General features: G+C 54.6%; 17 protein-coding genes and 1 pseudogene. 13 read left to right on the top strand and 5 right to left on the bottom strand.

All coding sequences use genetic code 11. The annotated features are described in order from the left end of the window. Nucleotides 1-2: 2 nt before the first annotated feature. Both FQ179_RS00090 and apbC read right to left on the bottom strand, forming a co-directional pair. On the bottom strand, nucleotides 3-1,778 hold the full coding sequence (locus FQ179_RS00090) for an autotransporter assembly complex family protein (protein ID WP_149395265.1): 1,776 nt from the start codon (nucleotides 1,776-1,778) through the stop codon (nucleotides 3-5). Between the two features lie 4 nt (nucleotides 1,779-1,782). Next, nucleotides 1,783-2,628: pseudogene (gene apbC / locus FQ179_RS00085) on the bottom strand (iron-sulfur cluster carrier protein ApbC); the annotation flags it as partial. Between the two features lie 236 nt (nucleotides 2,629-2,864). On the opposite strand from apbC, the gene FQ179_RS00080 reads away from it, so the two are divergent. From FQ179_RS00080 to FQ179_RS00070, 3 genes are all read left to right on the top strand, one after another. Beyond that, entirely contained in the window at nucleotides 2,865-3,119 is a 255-nt protein-coding gene (locus FQ179_RS00080) for a hypothetical protein (protein ID WP_149395263.1), read from the top strand. Nucleotides 3,120-3,362: 243 nt separating this feature from the next. Then, nucleotides 3,363-5,441, top strand: coding sequence for a methionine--tRNA ligase (metG, locus tag FQ179_RS00075; RefSeq protein ID WP_149395262.1), 2,079 nt, complete (start codon nucleotides 3,363-3,365; stop codon nucleotides 5,439-5,441). Nucleotides 5,442-5,461: 20 nt separating this feature from the next. After that, nucleotides 5,462-6,385 carry a cation diffusion facilitator family transporter gene (locus FQ179_RS00070; protein ID WP_149395261.1) on the top strand — a complete coding sequence of 308 codons (924 nt, stop codon included), beginning with the start codon at nucleotides 5,462-5,464 and terminating at the stop codon, nucleotides 6,383-6,385. Between the two features lie 66 nt (nucleotides 6,386-6,451). On the opposite strand, the gene FQ179_RS00065 is transcribed toward FQ179_RS00070, so the two are convergent. Further along, nucleotides 6,452-7,087 carry a bifunctional 2-polyprenyl-6-hydroxyphenol methylase/3-demethylubiquinol 3-O-methyltransferase UbiG gene (locus tag FQ179_RS00065; RefSeq protein ID WP_149395260.1) on the bottom strand — a complete coding sequence of 212 codons (636 nt, stop codon included), beginning with the start codon at nucleotides 7,085-7,087 and terminating at the stop codon, nucleotides 6,452-6,454. 176 nt (nucleotides 7,088-7,263) lie between these two features. Here FQ179_RS00065 and ykgO point away from each other — a divergent pair, with 176 nt between their 5' ends. From ykgO to FQ179_RS00025, 8 genes are all read left to right on the top strand, one after another. Continuing rightward, nucleotides 7,264-7,410 carry a type B 50S ribosomal protein L36 gene (gene ykgO, locus FQ179_RS00060; protein ID WP_149395259.1) on the top strand — a complete coding sequence of 49 codons (147 nt, stop codon included), beginning with the start codon at nucleotides 7,264-7,266 and terminating at the stop codon, nucleotides 7,408-7,410. 153 nt (nucleotides 7,411-7,563) lie between these two features. Beyond that, nucleotides 7,564-8,943, top strand: coding sequence for an ATP-dependent RNA helicase DbpA (gene dbpA, locus FQ179_RS00055; RefSeq protein ID WP_149395258.1), 1,380 nt, complete (start codon nucleotides 7,564-7,566; stop codon nucleotides 8,941-8,943). A gap of 257 nt (nucleotides 8,944-9,200) precedes the next feature. Then, a complete protein-coding gene (locus FQ179_RS00050) occupies nucleotides 9,201-10,733 on the top strand; it encodes an MDR family MFS transporter (protein ID WP_149395257.1) in 1,533 nt (510 codons plus the stop codon). Between the two features lie 139 nt (nucleotides 10,734-10,872). After that, nucleotides 10,873-11,580: a response regulator transcription factor gene (locus FQ179_RS00045; RefSeq protein ID WP_149395256.1), complete on the top strand. Its 708-nt coding sequence runs from the start codon at nucleotides 10,873-10,875 to the stop codon at nucleotides 11,578-11,580. Beyond that, on the top strand, nucleotides 11,580-12,863 hold the full coding sequence (locus FQ179_RS00040; protein WP_149395255.1) for a HAMP domain-containing sensor histidine kinase: 1,284 nt from the start codon (nucleotides 11,580-11,582) through the stop codon (nucleotides 12,861-12,863). Before FQ179_RS00045 ends, FQ179_RS00040 begins: the two co-directional genes overlap by 1 nt. 473 nt (nucleotides 12,864-13,336) lie before the next feature. Further along, nucleotides 13,337-13,807: a GtrA family protein gene (locus tag FQ179_RS00035; protein WP_149395254.1), complete on the top strand. Its 471-nt coding sequence runs from the start codon at nucleotides 13,337-13,339 to the stop codon at nucleotides 13,805-13,807. After that, complete coding sequence (locus FQ179_RS00030; protein WP_149395253.1) at nucleotides 13,791-14,906, top strand: glycosyltransferase family 2 protein; 1,116 nt, start codon at nucleotides 13,791-13,793, stop codon at nucleotides 14,904-14,906. Before FQ179_RS00035 ends, FQ179_RS00030 begins: the two co-directional genes overlap by 17 nt. After that, nucleotides 14,890-16,446 carry a glycosyltransferase family 39 protein gene (locus FQ179_RS00025; protein WP_149395252.1) on the top strand — a complete coding sequence of 519 codons (1,557 nt, stop codon included), beginning with the start codon at nucleotides 14,890-14,892 and terminating at the stop codon, nucleotides 16,444-16,446. The genes FQ179_RS00030 and FQ179_RS00025 overlap by 17 nt, the downstream gene beginning before the upstream one ends. 185 nt (nucleotides 16,447-16,631) lie before the next feature. Here FQ179_RS00025 and FQ179_RS00020 read toward each other — a convergent pair whose 3' ends face one another. Then, nucleotides 16,632-17,012: a VOC family protein gene (locus tag FQ179_RS00020; protein WP_149395251.1), complete on the bottom strand. Its 381-nt coding sequence runs from the start codon at nucleotides 17,010-17,012 to the stop codon at nucleotides 16,632-16,634. Nucleotides 17,013-17,104: 92 nt separating this feature from the next. Next, nucleotides 17,105-17,887, bottom strand: a complete 783-nt coding sequence (locus FQ179_RS00015) for a 3-hydroxybutyrate dehydrogenase (protein WP_149395250.1) — start codon at nucleotides 17,885-17,887, stop codon at nucleotides 17,105-17,107. Between the two features lie 265 nt (nucleotides 17,888-18,152). Between FQ179_RS00015 and FQ179_RS00010 the strand changes: the two genes are divergently transcribed. Then, on the top strand, nucleotides 18,153-18,479 hold the full coding sequence (locus FQ179_RS00010) for a helix-turn-helix transcriptional regulator (protein WP_149395249.1): 327 nt from the start codon (nucleotides 18,153-18,155) through the stop codon (nucleotides 18,477-18,479). Further along, nucleotides 18,479-18,766: a hypothetical protein gene (locus tag FQ179_RS00005; RefSeq protein ID WP_149395248.1), complete on the top strand. Its 288-nt coding sequence runs from the start codon at nucleotides 18,479-18,481 to the stop codon at nucleotides 18,764-18,766. The genes FQ179_RS00010 and FQ179_RS00005 overlap by 1 nt, the downstream gene beginning before the upstream one ends. Nucleotides 18,767-18,930 lie beyond the last annotated feature (164 nt).

Raw genomic sequence — 18,930 nt, 5'->3', positions numbered from 1 at the left:
ATTCAAAACGCAATACCCAGGGAAAAATGCACTCGCAGCTTTTTATCACGCTGCCCATACGCGAGGTCAACAAAAAACGGACCGGCCGGTGTACGCACCGCCAAACCCACGCCATACCCAAATGCCCAATGCATGTCGCGGAAGCTTTGCGCCGCATCACCCACGTCAAGAAATACATTCATACCGAGCTGCTCGGTGTAATAGTGGGTGTACTCAATACTGCCAACCGCCAGCGCATTTGCCCCAATCACCGCATCACCACGATCCAGACCTATGCTCTTGTAACGATAACCGCGTATGCTGCGCGCGCCACCAGTACGATAGCCAAAATCTTGCGGCAGGCGATCGGTTTGAGTCCAGACATGGCCGACTTCAGCCCTTACGGTCAGCACATCGCGTGGCCCCACGGGCCACCACTTCTGGCCGCGAACACCCGCACGATAAAAGGTTTCTCCTTTGTCGAGGGTGACACCCGCGCCCAAGCCCACTTCGATCAGGTTACCCTCACGCGGATCGTACTTGGCATCAACATCGCGTCGCATCCAGCGCGCGGTTCCGACCATGGTGGGTACGTCGTAACCGTCAGCGCCGCTGATCCGGGTGCGGTCGTGCGCGGCCACTACGCCATATTCTGTTTCATAATCAACGCGACTGCCATCCTTCGCCTTCCACGCGTGCGTGCGGTTCCAGCCCATACCGACACGTCGGTTATCCAGGCCTTCGATGTCGGAGTGCTCGAACAGCACACCCACACTGTCTACATAACCTTTTCGGGTGGGCGGCAGGTGTACATCAAAGAATGCACGCTGCCGGTCTTTGTCGACCCCGGCCCCGGTTTCGATCCAGACCGGCTGCCCGAATACGACGTTTTGCCGATACAAACCTTCGGCACGTATGCCGTAATCGCTGTCGACCCCGAGGGAGGCCGTGACGCGCCGGGCGGGTGCCTCGGATACCTGCACCTGAACGGGCAACTGCACCTCGCCATCTGCCCCTACTTTCTGCGCTTCATCGCTGGCATCAAGCGTAACAAACGCGCCGCGAAAAAAAGCCGTTGACTGCAAGGCTTGCTGCCAATCATCTAGCGTATCTTGGTTGTACGGGTCACCCACGTGGTACTGCAAATAGCGGTCTATAAGCTTTCGCGGAACCCGTTTCAACCCATTAACCTTCACGGGGCCCAAGGTTACACGCGGGCCGCTGTCGACTTCGACAAACAGGTCGGCCTGCGCCACCTCGGCGTCAACAGTCGCCTGGCTATTGCCAATACGTGCAAAGTAAAAATCTTTGCGACTTACGCCATCGAGCAACTCAACCTTGGCATTGCGCCACTCCTGGTTGATAAAAGGCATTTCTTTATCTAGCGGCCAATCGTTTTTCAGGGTTTTGACTCGGGATTCAAATTGAGGCTGATTGATCTGCCCTTTGAACACCAGTTGCACATCTTTGACTTTGGTGCGCTCCCCAGGCTCGATGGTGATGTCCCAGGTTTCACCGCCCACGTCCTCGCCCACCTCTAAGGTAACAACGGGCGAAAAATAGCCCTGGGTTTCCAGGGCCGAGAGGGTGGCCTGATAGGCGCGCCTGCGCAACCGCGTTACCTCCCCGCCATCCTGATCAGCCGCCAGGCGCGTGATGGCATCCACCGCATTCTGTATAGATTGCAGTGCCTTCGGAGGTACACCACCAGGGTCGATGATTACCTCAGGAACGTCAGCGCGGGCGACTTGCAGTACGCCCGCGAACACCAGCAAACTAGCGGCTACCTCTTTCTGCATGCAATCAGGTCTTCCGTGATATGACGGTGGGCCCACTGGATGCCGTATCGGGCGGCAATGCCGCTACATTGGCAGCCAGCTTTTGTGCAATTTCAACATAGGCACGGGCGGCTTCACCTTCAGGTTCGGCCACTACACTGGGTGTGCCTGAGTCGGTCTGCTCGCGAATGCGCATTTGCAGCGGCAATGCTCCCAACCAGGGTAGGTTAAATTCGGCTGCCATGTTACGCCCACCGTGCTCGCCAAATATGGCTTCGACATGCCCGCATTGCGTACATATATGCGTAGACATGTTTTCGACCACGCCCAGAACCGGCACGTTAACCTTTTGGAACATGCGCAACCCCTTGCGGGCATCGGCCAGCGCCAGATCTTGCGGGGTAGTCACAATGACAGCGCCGGTTAGTGGCACTTTTTGTGCCATGGTCAGTGCAATATCACCTGTTCCTGGGGGCATGTCAATAATCAGATAATCAAGATCATGCCAGTTGGTCTGCGTAAGCAACTGCGTCAGCGCTTGCGTGACCATAGGGCCGCGCCAGATGGCAGGGGCGTCCTGGTCGATCAGAAAGCCAATGGAGTTTGCCTGCAAGCCATGGCCAACAAGCGGTTCCATGAATTTGCCGTCCACACTCTTGGGTTTGCCAGACAGGCCCAACATCATGGGTACGCTGGGGCCGTATATGTCGGCATCCAGCAGCCCGACGCGCGCACCCGAGCGCGCCAGCGCCAGAGCGATGTTGACGGCGGTTGTGCTTTTGCCCACACCACCCTTGCCCGAGGCAATGGCAATAATATTGCGCACATTAGGCATGGGTCTGAGGCCGGGTTGCACCGCGTGGCTGATAATCTGCATAACTGCTCCAAATCAATAAACAAGCGTAACGCCACTTGGGCGCCAAAATCGTTTCAGTACGTTTCTGTAGTGGTCACTGGCTGTTGTAGAACTAGAAGCCGGGATGTACAGTGGAAGAAACCACGAATTTACCCTGAGTTCGACAGACCCCGCCCTGAAGAATACACTGAGAGGTCAAGAATTACGGATTGAAGGAATCTTTTTCCACAATCATGGTCAACATAAATACGATGAATACATTTAACCAAATTATCCGCGGCATCTTGTTTTTTGCACTCGCCCTATTCGGAATGGCGATGGCATTTATATTCATGATATCCACCGCTATTGCAGTGGGCATCCTGTATATCGTCGCCCGCGTTAAGGGCCGCCCTTTCGGTGCCCGTGCTTACTGGGAGCAACGGCGCCAGGCTGCGCCAGCCGCGCGCAAACCCATATTCCCGACCAAAGATGTCACTGACATCGAAATGCGCGAAATACCTTAGCGCAAAACCAGTACGGCGTCCCGCCTAGCGGAGCGGGCCACAAGACCCAACCGCCAAAATTCACATTTCCTGACCTTGCCTCGGCCACGAGCGCACACCGTTGCGCACGTGGCCGAGGCAAAGTTGTATATGAAAGCAATACGAACGCGTCCGGTTTCATGGCGCGCCCAAGCACAATCTGAGGGAAAGCCCTAAAATCCAGCTTTACCCTCTCTTCACCCTCAAAAAGCTGAAATCACAAACATGTCGCGTACGATTTTTGTAACCACTGCCCTGCCCTACGCCAACGGTTCCTTTCATATCGGCCATATCATGGAATATATCCAGGCCGACATCTGGGTGCGTGCGATGCGAATGGCAGGCCATACGGTACATTTCGTAGGCGCTGATGACGTGCACGGTGCGCCCATCATGCTCAAGGCGGAAGCCGAAAACATTACCCCGCAAGAACTGGTCAAGCGCTACGCCAGCGAGCGCCCACAGTATCTGAACGGTTTTCACATTAAGTTCGATCACTGGCACTCGACCGACACCCCCGAAAACGTGACGTTGTCGCAAGACATTTACCGTGCCCTCAAAGCGACAGACCTGATCGAAACCCGCGAAATTGAGCAGTTTTTCGACCCGGTAAAAGGCATGTTTCTGCCTGACCGTTACATTAAGGGCGAGTGTCCGCGCTGCCATGCCAAAGACCAGTACGGTGATTCATGTGAGTCGTGTGGCGCCGTGTACACGCCCACCGAACTCATAGAGCCTTACTCCACGCTCACCAACGCCCGCCCCATACTGAAAACATCTGAGCACTTTTTCTTCAGGCTGTCCGACCCGCGCTGTGTTGAATTCTTGCAACAATGGACTACCGGCAGCAACGCACAAGGCCGCAAACACCTGCAGCCCGAAGTGCTGGCCAAAACCCGCGAGTGGCTGGGCACCGGCGATGCAGACAGCGAAGCCAACCTGGCCGACTGGGATATCTCTCGTGACGAGCCATATTTTGGTATTCCCATTCCTGATGCGCCCGGCAAGTATTTTTATGTCTGGCTTGACGCGCCCGTAGGCTACCTGGCATCGCTCAAAGCGTATTGCGCCCTGCAAGGCATTGACTATGACGCCTTGCTCGACCCCAACGGCAACACCGAGCAATACCATTTCATCGGCAAAGACATTGTCTATTTCCACGCCTTGTTCTGGCCTGCCATGCTTAAGTTTTCGGGTCGTAAAACGCCTGACGGCCTGCATGTTCACGGTTTCATTACTGTCAGCGGCGAAAAAATGTCCAAAAGCCGTGGCACGGGTATTTCGCCCCTGCGCTACCTGGAAATCGGCATGAACGCCGAATGGATGCGCTATTACATCGCTGCCAAGCTCAATTCGCATGTCGAAGACATCGATTTCAACCCCGATGACTTCATCGCCCGCGTCAACAGCGACCTTATTGGCAAGTACGTAAATATTGCCAGCCGCGCTGCAAGCTTCATCAGCCGCCATTTCGATGGCAAGCTGGCCTATACAGGCGACGTGCAGGCCCTGCAAAACGAGTGCCAGCAAGTGGCCGACAACGTTCGCGAAGAGCTTGAAAGCCGCGAGTACGGCAAAGCCGTACGCCGCATCATGGCCTTGGCTGACCAGATTAACCAGGCGTTTGATGCCGCTCAGCCGTGGGTAATGGCCAAAGGCATCGCTACCGCCAGCGATGAGCAAAAGGCCGCGCTGCAAAACGTGTGTTCGCGCGCCCTGGCAGGCTTCAAAGCACTTTCAGTCATGCTAACGCCAGTGCTTCCCGTTCTTACCGAGCGCGTAGCCAAAGAGCTGTTTGGTGGGCCGCGCAGCTTTCTGTGGGCTGACGCAAGCGTTCTGCCCACACATATTGACGCATTCAAGCACCTTATGACGCGTGTAGAGCCCAAGCTGCTTGATGACCTGTTTGAGCCACCCGCCGACGCAACGCCTGCCATTGTGCCGGGTGGTGAGCCCATTGCCGACACCATAGACATCAAAGATTTTGGCAAGGTCGACCTACGCATCGCGCGTATTGTGCAATGTGAAGAAGTTGAAGGCTCCACCAAACTGCTAAAACTCACACTTGATGTGGGCGAAGGCCGCCATCGCCAGGTTTTCTCGGGCATTAAGTCTTCGTATGCACCGGCTGATCTGGCCGGCAAGCTGACCGTACTGGTGGCCAACTTGGCACCGCGCAAGATGCGGTTTGGCGTTTCTGAGGGCATGGTACTGGCCGCCAGCCATGCCGATGACAAGACCGATGCAGGTATTTATGTACTTGAGCCATGGCCTGGTGCGCAACCCGGTATGCGCATCAATTAACTAAGAGGCAGGTGTCATTTATGAATGCGCACAACAGTCTGGATCGCCAGGCTGCAGGGCGTGTAAGCACCCTGGTCAGCGTCGCCGTCAACATCGTTTTATCGGTGTTGCAGCTTCTCATCGGCATATTTGCGCACTCTCAGGCGCTTATCGCCGATGCCCTGCACTCGTTCTCTGACTTGGTCTCTGACGGCGTGGTGCTGGTCGCCAACAAGCACAGCCAGAAAGCGCCTGACGCCGATCACCCCCACGGGCATTTGCGTTTTGAAACCGCTGCCTCACTGTCTATTGGCTTAATTTTGCTGGCCGTGGGCATTGGTCTGCTCTGGAACAGCTTAACCAAACTGCAAAACCCCGAGGCCATACCCGAAGTGCATGGTATTGCCCTGGCTGTCGCGCTGGTCGCGCTGGTCGCCAAAGAGGGGTTGTTTCGCTACATGTTGCGTGTAGCAAAGCGCGTTCGCTCATCAATGCTGGCCGCCAACGCCTGGCATGCCCGCTCAGATGCCGCCTCTTCCTTGGTCGTCGCAGTGGGCATTGTGGCCAACCTGGCAGGCCTGCACCTGGCCGACCCGCTCGCCGCCCTTATTGTCGGGCTCATGGTTGCCCGCATGGGGTGGAAGTTTACCTACGCGTCGTTTCATGATCTGGTGGACGGCTCCGTCGACCAGGAAACCGTCGAACGTATCCATGAGCAGTTGGTAGGCACGCCCGGCGTACAGGGTATTCATGACCTGAAAACCCGTCGTAGCGGCGATATGATTCTGGTTGAAGTAGACCTTGAAATGGATGGGCAGCTAACCATTGCCCAAGGCCATGCTATTGCGGTGCGCGCCCGTGAGCGTGTTATGGCGCACGAACATGTGCTGGATGTAATGACGCACTTTGACCCCGTCAAGCCCCCCTGTACCACCGATCCGGCGAAGGCAGAGTCGCCGGAGTGAACACAGTGGCATGTATACAGGCTCTGTGTAAACCGTAGACGGTTGCAAACCAAGAGGCGTTAACGTTTAAAGCGCTTGCGCCGGGCGCCGCCAAACGCTGGCCAGCCAGGGCTGCTGGTCTCTTGGTAACCCTGGCGGGCGATAGTAGTGCTCAATAGGCTGGAACCCGGCCTCTATCAATAATGCGCTCCATCTGGGCCAATCATGGTACGCACCATAACGGTCACCGTTCCAGCCTTCCTGATTTTGACCACGCGGGTTGGAACAGAACAAAACGCCCTCTGGCTTGAGGGTGGCGTGCAGCTCAAGCAGCACACGCGGTAACACCTGTGCCGGCACATGAAATAGCACGGCGTTGGCAAACACGCCATCAAAATAGCCGGCGGGCAGATCAAGCGTAAACAAGTTTTGATGCCAGACCTCACAGCCTGAATCAGCCCGCGCCATCTCTACAAACCGTGGGCAGCCATCCAGGCCAATGGCCTTGTGCCCCAGAGACGAGAACGTTTTCAGATCGCGCCCAGGCCCGCAACCAAGATCAAGCACGGTATATGGGGCGGCAGCAGTAATGTGGCGCAACAGCGCGTCGATATTCTGGCTGACATCATGACCAAGCGTGCCTGCACGAAAACTTTCTGCATTATCGCCATAGTGGCCCAGCGTCTGTGTGCTTATCTGACGCAGACTGTCATCGATGATCATTAAAAACTCCGTTCATATAGATTAAGAAAACAGACTCAGCTAGTAATTGTTATGTTATAACATCACGTAGATGCTGAAAAAACGAGCATGCTTAGTTATAACCCCAGCCGCAGTGTTTCTCTTTCAGTTTCGCCCAAGCTCCTTGCAACGTCCTTTTCTTCTTACACATACTCGCCATGAAGGTTCTCTCCTCCCTCAAAGACGCCAAAACACGCCACCGCGACTGCCAAGTTGTAAAACGGCGCGGTCGCATTTATGTTATATGCAAATCCAACCCCCGCTTCAAAGCCCGCCAAGGCGGCGCGCGTAACAAAAAATCGTAAAGCCCGTTCACTTACCTCCGGCCCGCATACGTGGCCTGAAACCACAATACAGACCGCGTATGTCTATGTATTACACAAAGAAGGCCTACGCGGGCACGGCTACCACCAAAGCAGTGCTAGACTTTCATATTGTCTAATTTGGTGGTCCGTACCGTGTCTTCGCCCGCATTTTCTACCCTGCCGTTATCTCCGGCTCAACTCGCCAACCTGACGCAAATGGGTTACGAGGCTATGACACCCATACAGGCCGAAAGCCTGCCGGCCATTCTCGAGGGCCGCGACCTCATTGCACAGGCCAAAACAGGCAGTGGCAAAACAGCTGCGTTTGGGCTTGGGGTACTGCACAGGCTGAACCCCGCCAGGTTTTCGATTCAAGCACTGGTTATTTGCCCTACTCGCGAGCTTGCCGAACAGGTTGCCATAGAGCTGCGCCGTCTGGCTCGCGCCCACGGCAACGTCAAAGTACTGACCTTAACGGGTGGCGCCTCGGCCCGGCCTCAAATTGAATCGCTGGCACATGGCGCCCACATTATCGTTGGCACGCCAGGCCGTATTCTTGACCTGCTCGACCGGCAAATCCTGGACTTGTCTGGCGTACACACCCTGGTGCTGGACGAAGCCGACCGCATGGTTGACATGGGCTTTTTCCCCGACGTGGTCGACATTGTTAACGCCTGCCCCGTAAAGCGCCAAACCCTGTTGTTCTCGGCCACCTACCCTGCCACCATTCGCGACGATGCCGACCGTTTTCTTAACGACCCCGTGCGTGTCACAGTCGACACGCAACACACCGAAGTACAAATCGAACAGCATTTTTTCGAAGTTGACGACGAGTACCGCTACCAGGCCACCGCGCAACTGCTTGGCCACTACCGGCCAGAGTCGGCCCTGGCATTTTGCAATACCAAGGCTCAGTGCGCGCAGCTTACCGACTACCTGCGGGCGCAAGGCTTTAGCGCGCTTGCCCTGCACGGCGACAAAGACCAGCGTGACCGCGATGACGTGCTCATGCAGTTTTCCAACCAGAGCTGTAACGTGCTGGTTGCCACCGATGTCGCCGCGCGCGGGCTTGATATCCCCTTGCTGGGCGCCGTCATCAACGTTGAACTGGCCCGCGATCCACAGGTACATGTACATCGCATAGGGCGCACTGGCCGCGTCAACGAAAACGGTCTGGCCCTTAGCCTGTGTGCACCGCAAGAAAAACATGTGGCCGAAAAAATTGAGGCATACCAAGGCATGCCACTGCGTTGGAGCAAGCTTAGTGCGCTAAAGCGTACAAGTGACCATGCTGTGCAAGCCCCCATGGCAACCCTGCTGGTACTGGGTGGCAAGAAAGCAAAGCTGCGCCCGGGTGACCTATTGGGTGCGCTTACCGGAGAAGGCGGCGTTGATCCCAGCAAAATCGGCAAAATCAATGTTACCGAACAAGTCAGCTACGTGGCGCTCGACCGCAAAATCGCCCACGCAACGGTTCGCCGCCTGGGCATGCTGACAGTAAAGGGCAAGAACCAGCGTATCAAGCTGCTTTAATTAAGGCCAAGGGCGAGTTGCAGGCGGCTTGCACCATGTGCTGAATGCCCAATGCCCGTGGAGCGCCACCGCCGGCGATCAGAGTTAGCATCAGTGGTTGCGACCATGTTGTCGATCCCCCACACTGACGCATACGCCGCCCCTTACCCAGCCGCTCTCAAGGCACTTACACGGGCTGCCTGCGGTGGCCTACTCCTCCAAAGCAACATGCCAGCATATACTGATCAACTTCGCCCACATTAATCACGTTGTAGCCCATGTCATCAGCAGCCTCTTCTTCCCCTCCTCAATCTCTAAACCATGATGACATCCGCTCCATCATCATTGGCTTAATGCTGGCGATTTTGCTGGGTGCGCTGGATCAGACAATTATTTCGGTCGCCTTACCCAAAATGGCTGCCGATCTGGATGGCATCAGCCTGCTGGCGTGGGTGGTATCGGGTTATTTGATCGCCATGGCAGTTGCTACGCCCATTTACGGCAAACTGGGCGACCTTTATGGACGACGTATCGTACTGTCCAGCGCCATTGTGCTTTTTCTGGTGGCCTCTGTAGCCTGCGCGCTGGCACCCACCATGCCAGTTCTGGTTGGGGCCCGCATTCTGCAGGGCCTGGGCGGAGGCGGCTTGATATCAGTGGCTCAGGCTACGATTGCTGATGTAGTCAGCCCGCGCGACCGGGGTCGTTACCAGGCGTATATAAGCGGTGCGTTTGCGGTGGCCAGCGTTTCCGGGCCCGTTCTTGGTGGGGTATTAACCACCTATCTGTCGTGGCGCTGGGTATTCTGGATCAACTTGCCCATAGGCCTGGTAGCGCTGCTGATTTCACGTCGCGCCTTGGCCAAACTGCATGTGCCCCACGTTAAACGCGCGGTTGATTACCTGGGTGCCGGCTTGCTCACGGCAGGGCTAAGCGCCATGCTGCTGGCGATCACACGCACCGGTCAGGGTACGCCGTGGTTCGATAATATCAACACATGGCTGATCGTCATCACGCTTGTCAGCCTGTCTGCCTTTGTCTGGCATGCACGACGCACGGCCGAACCTATTATCCCGCTGGGCCTTTTCCGCATCAGAACAGTTACCATTTCCTGCCTTATTCTGTTTATCGCGTTTGTGCAGCTAGTCGCGCTAACTGTGCTGGTGCCACTGGAGCTTCAAATGCTGACCTCAGTCGGGGCTGACGGTGCCGCCCTGCGTCTTATACCTTTGTCGCTTTCTGTGCCTCTGGGCGCCTTAATCGGCGGCAGGCTCATGACGCGCTGGGGTACGTTCAAGCATATCCAACTAACGGGCGCACTGATGGCACCGGTAGCGACCTTTTTGTTGGCCCTCTCATCGCCAAGCTCCACCTTCTTCACGGCACTATGCTTGACCTTTATTGGTCTAGGCATAGGCCTGCAACTACCCACATCAACCGTTGCCATACAAAACGCCGTGCCTTTCCGCCATGTAGGCGTGGCGACGGGGGTATCCGCATTTTGCCGTTCGCTGGGCGCCGCAATGGGTATTGCGCTGTTGATGGCCTTTTTACTGGGCTGGCTGCGCGCCGGCGCAAACGCGTTTGGCGACAAGCTGAACGGCGCCGATATCATCAACTCGTTGATCACTCATGCGGGCGCAGACAACAGCAACATTGACAGCACCGGCCTGTTGCAGATCGCCGAACAGTCATTTCAAAATGTGTACATGCTTGCTGCTGCCATCGCCTTGCTGTCGATTGTTCTTACGCTGCTTCTGAAGAACGAGTCGTTGAGCGAGAAAGTGCCTGAGTCAGCGCAAAAAGCCTGACAGTTTGAAAATATTTTGATATTGATTTGATAAACAATTGATATCTATTGGTATATAACTGCGAGAGGCCACGTCTTAAGTTCGCACCCGGGCTTGGTCTTTCTTCACCTGACGCCCCCATCACCCAGAAAACTTATTCATGTCTCTAAAGCACTCTATACGCATGCTCATCGTAGAAGACCATGCCGGCCTGGCAGCCAACCTGCTGGAGTATTTTGACGACAACCAATACATACTTGATTTTGCCTCAGATGGTTTGACGGCGATACATTTAATCGCCACAAACGAATACGACGTCATCATTCTCGATGTCATGCTGCCTGGCGTCTCGGGCTTTGAGGTATGCCGCCGCATCCGCAGCGACATGCACTGCTCTACCCCCATCATCATGATGACCGCCAAAGACCAGATGCAGGATAAAGAGCAGGGGTTTACGGTGGGTGCCGATGATTATTTGGTCAAACCGTTCAATTTGCGCGAACTGCAATTAAGGGTGGATGCGCTTTACCGGCGCAAAGCGGGTTTTTCCAAGACACCAGAAATTGGCATACCCGGCATTCACTTTAACCCCGGTTCGTTCGCGGTGCGCACCGACAATGGTATTAAAATCGAGCTATCCGGCACAGCTGCCCGTATTTTCGAAGTGCTGATCAAGACGTATCCTGATTTTGTTTCCTACACCCAACTTCAGGACAGCGTATGGGGTGAGCGCGAGGTCGACATGAATACACTGCGCACACATGTGTACTCGCTTCGTAAATTGCTGCAAGAGACGTTCAACTACCCCATGATCAAAACCTTGCATGGCCGGGGCTACAGGCTTATTGCGCCGGGCACAGAAAGCTGATGACTCGAAAATCGATTTCGCTCAGAATTTATCGCGCCATCTTAACGGTAAGCGTAATCAGCATGATTGCTATGGTTGTGACCGTGATGCTGGTCAACGAAGACCTTGAAAGCACCATGCTAGAGGTAGAGTTTGCACAAGAACGCGACTTCATATTAATGAACCACACAGGCGATGACGTGCTGCAGTGGGAATCGCCCAATCTTGCAGTTGTTTTTGTGCCCAACGACAAGCCCCGCCCTGCTGTGTTGCCGCGTGTATTTCGTGGTCTTCCAGACAATTACTCAGAAGAAATCGAACTTGAGGGTGAAACCTACCTGATCACTATACGCACGGTCGACACCGGTCTGTTGTATGTTGCAAAAAACATTACGCACTTTGAAAAGCGCGAGACGCTATTCCAACTGGCGCTAGTTTTTATTGCACTGATCATTATTGCGCTGAGCTTCTTACTCGCATTATTAAGCAGCCGCCGCATTGTCAGACCTCTGACGCTGCTCTCAGAAAGAATAAGCAGGATTCCAGTCGGGGCCAACATGCCACGGATGGAAACCGATTACGTTGATGCCGAGTTGAACTCCATCGCCACGACGTTTAACCGTTTTCTTGATGAACTGGAGTCTTACGTACGCCGCGAACAGTCGCTGCTAAGCTTGGCCAGCCATGAGCTGCGCACGCCTATTGCCGTCATGTCAGGCGCACTGGATATTCTGGAAGTACGCGATCAGTTAAACCCAAACGACCGCGCGACACTGACGCGGGTACGCAGGTCGTGCGACGAAATGAGAGACAACGTCGATATTTTGCTCAAGTTGGCTCGCCGTGAGCAGGGCAACCAGGTACGCGAAATATTTGACATAATTACCACCGCGCAACAGGTTATTGACGATCTGAAGGTCAGCCTTCATGCGGCAGACCGTGTAACACTTGATGCCAGGGGTGCGCTTACGGTGAACAGCGACCCCACCATGGTGCGCATGCTGCTGCGTAACCTCATACAAAATGCCATCCAGCACACGAAAGGGAATATCCGGGTCACGATATCGGCAGGCATTGTTGAAATTGAAGACCAAGGAACAGGGCTGACCACCACGCAGCAAGCAATACTTCGCGGAGAAAAAAACCTCTCTGCTGACGGTTTAATGCTTAGCGGCCTGGGTCTTTATATTGTGACCTTGATGGCTGAAAGATTGGGTTGGGGGCTAGAAATCGCGCAAACTGACACCATCGGAACAAGAATACGGCTGACACCCGAAGGTGCAGTGACTGACTGGCAGTCTTGATAGCCGTCAGAGACTAATTTCGTTGATCAACGGGCGATCGCACACCAGCTGACTCAGTGCCTGGCATGCGTTGCCGCTTAACGGCGGAAGGCTCACGACCATCGACCACACTTATTCGCCACCCACGCCAAACAAGCGAATCAAATACGCATTCCATCTGCGCGATGATGCAGCACGATAGCTGCGCGTAACGCGCCCGCTTGCCGGGCGGGCGGGCGGGCGGCCAGCAAGCGCGCACACGCAATTGCTCGCCTTCCAGCCTGCCACCAGACGGGCAGCGATAGCTGCAACGCCCAATGTTGCACCAATCCATATGTTGCGCCTATCTAGCCTTTCAAAGATACGCACAGTTAAGGGCCATAGACAAAAAATGTTGTGCGCCATCGGATTTTGACAAAATCTTGATAATTTATTGACACTTTCTTGTTGCCCGTATTCGTATTCTTGCATCAACGCATTAATAAAAGAAATGAATGTCGGCATTGAAACCTGTTTCGCCTTCCGCGTACTCGGCGCACAGCGACACACAGAAACAACCCGGTCTGACCACGACCGAGGGCGCATCACTTGCAACCCAAGTACTTAACTTCCTGATATCGGGCGGTTTCGCGACGCTGCTGCACTGGGCAGTCATGGCTGCACTGGCCAAAGCAGGCATGCAGCCTGTCTGGGCGACCTCCATCGGTGCCGTTGCAGGCTCATTCTTGAACTACGTACTTCAGTTTTATTGGACGTTTCGCGGCAACGGCATGCACGGCAAGGCCATCCCCGCGTATGTCTGTGCCGTGATCTTGGGTTGGTGTGTCAATGCAGGCATTTTCTATCTTTTGATTTCGTTTGCTCATTTTGGCCTGTATATGGCGCAAATCTGCGCGACTGCTGTCGTCGCAATCATCAATTTCATCATTTATAAGAGGATGGTGTTCCATGAATGCATTAATTGAGAACTGGCGCACCGGGTTTCACATTGATCGCAAGGTAGAAGTATCAATTGTGGTGCCGCTCTACAACGAACACGAAGTCATTATGATGATGCACGAGCGATTAACCGGCGTGCTTATCAGCCTTGGCGTCTGCTATGAGCTGGTGCTTGTGGATGACGGCAGTCGCGACGGCACACCTCATATGATGAACAGCCTGGCCAAAAAAGACCCAGCCGTTACGGCTGTGTTTCTGAGCAGAAACTTTGGCAAGGAAGCTGCGCTTACCGCAGGGCTGGAGCATGCTACGGGGGAGGCGGTCATTATCATGGACGCCGACTTGCAAGACCCGCCTGAGCTCATCCCAAAAATGCTGAAGGCATGGAAAGATGGCGCAGACGTGGTATGCATGCGTCGCCGGTCAAGAGCAGGTGAGACCTGGTTCAAGCGATACAGTGCGCACCAATTTTATCGGGTGCTCAATGCCATCAGTGACGTGGACATTCCAGCAGACACCGGAGACTTTCGCTTGCTCAGCCGCAAGGCGGTCAACATGCTTAAGCAGTTGAACGAGCGCAATCGCTACATGAAAGGTTTGTTTGCCTGGATCGGTTTGCCAACCACGGTTATTGAATATGACCGCATGCCGCGAGCGGCAGGCACCACCAAATGGGATTACCTCAGCCTGTTTAACCTGGCCTTTCAGGGTATTACATCATTTTCCACTGTCCCCCTGCGCATCGCGATGGGTGTCGGGTTGCTGACGGCGTTGTTCGGAGTGCTGTTTACACTTTGGATAGTGATCAAAACACTGGTACTGGGCGACCCTGTGCAGGGCTATCCATCATTAATTTCCATGATCACAATACTTGGCGGCGCCCAGCTGCTGTCCATCGGCTTGCTGGGTGAATACATAGGAAAAACGTATTACGAGGCCAAGCAACGCCCTGTTTACCTTGTGCGTGACATCGTGAGCCGACGCCACGCAGCACGCGCTGCAGCCTCGGCAAACGCCGAAGCGCAAACAGCAGCAACGGCCGCCGCTGCCGTCGCCGCAGCAGCCGCAGCCATAACAGCAAAAGCAAGCACAGCAGGAACAAAGTCGTATGCCACGTACAAATAAAACAGCGTGGCTTTTGCTGACGGCCGTGTTGCTGCTGCCACTGCTTTCCATGACCATTGTGCCGCTTTATGACACCAGCGAGCCACGCTATGCGGAGATAGCCCGCATCATGGCGCAGACCGGAGACTGGATCACACCGTGGTTCAGCCCCGGTGTACCCTTCTGGGGCAAGCCACCGCTTTCATTCTGGGCACAGGCCCTGTCCATGAAGGCGTTCGGCTACACCGAGTTTGCCGCGCGCTTCCCATCATGGCTATGTCTGCTTTTATCCAACGCCATCATTATTGCTGGATTGCGCACACTGCAAACACCGCGTGTTGCCCTACTGGCCGCCATTATCTACAGCACGTTTGGGCTTGTATACGTAAGCTCGGGCGCCGTGCTTACCGACCCGTTTCTGGCACTTGGAACCACGCTGTCACTGATTTCGTTTGCCATGGCGGTGCACAATCACACCCTGATAGCAGCGGGCACAGGCAATCAGCCCGCGCAAGCCAGCAGTGCGTTCAAGAAATGGGGCGCACTGTGGTGGCAATATGGCTTCTTCTTAGGCCTAGTCATCGGCCTCTTGTCCAAAGGGCCTCTGGCCGTCGTGGTGAGCTTTGCGCCCATCGTGGTCTGGTATGCCTTCACCCGCAAAACCGCCACACTATGGGCGGCGCTACCTTGGGTAAAAGGGCTGGTGCTAACCGCCGCACTTAGCCTGCCCTGGTACATCTTGGCCGAAATCAAAACTCCCGGCTTTCTCGATTACTTTATTGTGGGCGAACACTTTCGCCGCTTTCTGGACGCAGGCTGGAAAGGCGACCTGTATGGTACGGCCCACAGGCGTCCCTACGGCGAGATATGGCTGTTCTGGTTGCAGGCTTCGTTTCCGTGGGGTATTGCTTTGTTGGCAGGGTTGCTGGGCGCGCTGCGCAATATGCGCCTGCGTTCGGCCACCAAGGCTGTGGGCAACGATCCATTTTTATGCTATTGGCTGGCCAGTGTGCTGTTCACGCCCTTATTCTTTACCTTTTCTGCCAACATTCTCTGGACATATTTACTGCCTTCGCTGGCCGGGCTTAGTGTAATTGCTGCGATTTTTGCAGACCAATTAAGCCAACAAGTTGTTGTGTCTCGGCGGAATCTGTTCGGTGTTGCAGCGATTGTGCCAACTGTAGTGTTGATTTTTAGTGTGGTCGTGTGGGTTAAACCTGATTTGCGCAACTCTGAGCGCGGCCTGGTTCACTACGTAAAGCAACACGACACGTCTGAAGCACCTTTGCTTTACCTGTCGAAGCCGCCATTTTCTGCCGAATTTTATTCGGCGGGAAAAGTACACGAAATAAAGAAAAACGAACTGAAGCTGGCCTCTGAGTGTGCTGCACCATTTTACTTGGCGATTCCAAAGAAAACCCAAATGGAAGCCGCAGGCATCATCGGCAAGCCGCTTGAACAGCTGTACGCCAATAAGCGATATGTACTCGTTAAGGTCACAGGAGACCAGCATAATTGCCAGTTATCGCAACAGGCAACCAGGACGGTCTCATCGCGGTAACGTTGCGCGCACTGCATGACAGCGACGTATAGGTTTTAGTATCCGAAAACAGATACGGCATGGCTTCATGCAGTATCTGTTGATACCGGGCCAGTTCCGTCTGCAACGCGTTAAGCTCCAAAACCCCGAAACCCGCCGTTTACGGATACCGGCCTATGCGGCATTGCGGAAACCGTACTTCATGGCTACAGACTTAACTCTGATACTTCGATCAGGTTCAGATCGGGATCGCGCAAATAGATAGACCGGATGGGGCCGGTAGCACCTGTGCGCATCACAGGCCCCTCGATAATAGTGGCCCCGCGCTGCTGTAATGCCGCGATAACGTCATCAAGAGGCTGGCTGGCAATAAAACACAGATCAAGCGCGCCCGGAACTGGCGTATGCGCTTTGGGCTCGAACTCCCGGCCTTTGACATGAATATTGATTTTTTGATTGCCAAAGCACAGCGCCTTTCGCCCATTGCCAAACTCCTCAAGCCGCATGCCCAAAAGCTCGGTGTAAAACTTAATACACGCCTGCTCATCGCAAGTGGTCAGTACGAGATGGTCCAGGTGGTCGATCATGATGTTGCCCGCTGCAAAAACCAAATAACGATAACAAGGAGTGACACCCAGCAGCACTCGCTGCCAGGCCACGCTTTATAAACAGCCCGAGTTTATTGCATAAACCAGCCGTGGCTCACCACCAGCGACTGGCCGGTGAGCGCATTGCTCGGGAACGATGCAAACAACAACGCCACCTCAGCCACATCCTGCACTGTGGTGAACTCACCATCGACGGTTTCTTTCAGCATTACGTCTTTAATAACTTCGGCTTCGCTAATACCCAGGGTTTTGGCCTGCTCGGGAATCTGCTTTTCCACCAGCGCGGTGCGCACAAAGCCTGGGCAGATTACGTTGGCACGCACACCATGCTCGGCACCCTCCTTGGCGATGACCTTGCATAGCCCGATCAACCCGTGCTTGGCGGTGACATAAGGTGCCTTGAGCATGGACGCTTCTTTGGAGTGCACCGAGCCCATAAAGATTACGCTGCCACCGCGGCCGCTTTTGTACATATGCGGCAGGCAGGCTTTGGAAGTAAGAAAGGCACCATCAAGATGAATAGCCAGCAGTTTTTTCCACTCAGCCAGCGTGAAATCTTGCAGAGGATGCACGATCTGGATACCTGCATTGCTCACCAGCACATCGACCCCACCCCAGGCCTTAACAACTTCGTCCACACCTGCATTGACGGCCGCCTCGTCTGTTACGTCCATGGCCACGCTCATGGCCTGTCCGCCGCCATCGCGCAACTCTTGAGCAGTGGCTTCGGCAGCCGCCTTGTTCATGTCGGCGATTACCACCTTGGCACCTTCACGCGCGTAAGTGATGGCGATTTCCTTACCGATGCCGGCAGCCGAACCGGTAATAATGGCGACCTTGTCTTGCATTTTCATGGTGTTCCCTCGGTAAAATTTAGTCTTTAGGGGTCAGTGCGGTAGGTGATGATCAGAAACCTGCAGTTGACGAAACGGTATGGCCGGGCAGATAGCTCGCAGAAGCCTTTAAACAAGACCTTAGTCATATAGCACACGCTCATGGTCAAGTGTATCTGACAAACTCGCCGCCACAGCAACAGTCTCAAGGCGGTTCATTATTTGTATTTAAGCACTCTAAATGGAACTCTTAAACTATAATAAGACTCTTACGAGAGTTATTATTATGAAATCATTCACGCCACTACCTGTCGAACGCGCAATCGCTAAACTAGGCAGCGACATTTCCCTCGCCCGTAGACGACGTCACATCTCCCAGGCTTCGCTGGCCGAGCGCATGGGAGCCTCCCTGTCCACCGTACGCCGCATGGAGAAAGGCGACATGCGCGTACCCATTCACTTCTTCGCCCGTGCGTTACATGTATTTGGCGAAATCCAGGCACTCGAGCATCTGCTAGATACGCCCAACGACGAGATCGGGCTAACGCTGATGGACGAGCACTTGCCCAAGCGAGTGCGCAATAAGTCAGGCGGCTCTTCAGGAGCAATGTGATGGCAACCGCCGCACCTACCCGCCAACAAGTTCGAGTATGTATCGGCAACGCTGGCTTGCCGCTCGGATCGCTCGTGTACGTACGCCATGGCCGGCGTGATAGCAGTGCTTTCGCCTTTGAGGAAACCTGGCTGGCCGTCTTGAACGAGGTCTATGCCACTATTGTGAACTGGCGGGAGGTGGCTCTTGGCAAAGAGGTGGGGCTTAATGCGTTTGAGCTGGATGATTTTGCGGCAGCTTTCGAACATGCGCAGATGGATGCGACTGCTGCGTTGCTTGGGCGGTAACAGGGTTACGCCATGTGATGAATGCCCATCCCCTTTATGAACTGCACCCCAAAAGTTGGACACCCATCCAACCTTCGGGGTGTTTTTTATGGCGCAATATGACGAGGAATTTAAGCAGGCAATAGTTGAGGAGTACTTGAAAGGAGTCTCAGGTTACAAGGTTC

Source organism: Pusillimonas sp. ANT_WB101 (assembly GCF_008369125.1).
In the GTDB taxonomy this organism is placed as follows: Bacteria; Pseudomonadota; Gammaproteobacteria; order Burkholderiales; family Burkholderiaceae_B; genus Allopusillimonas.
This window is presented reverse-complemented; position numbering and strand designations above follow the sequence as displayed.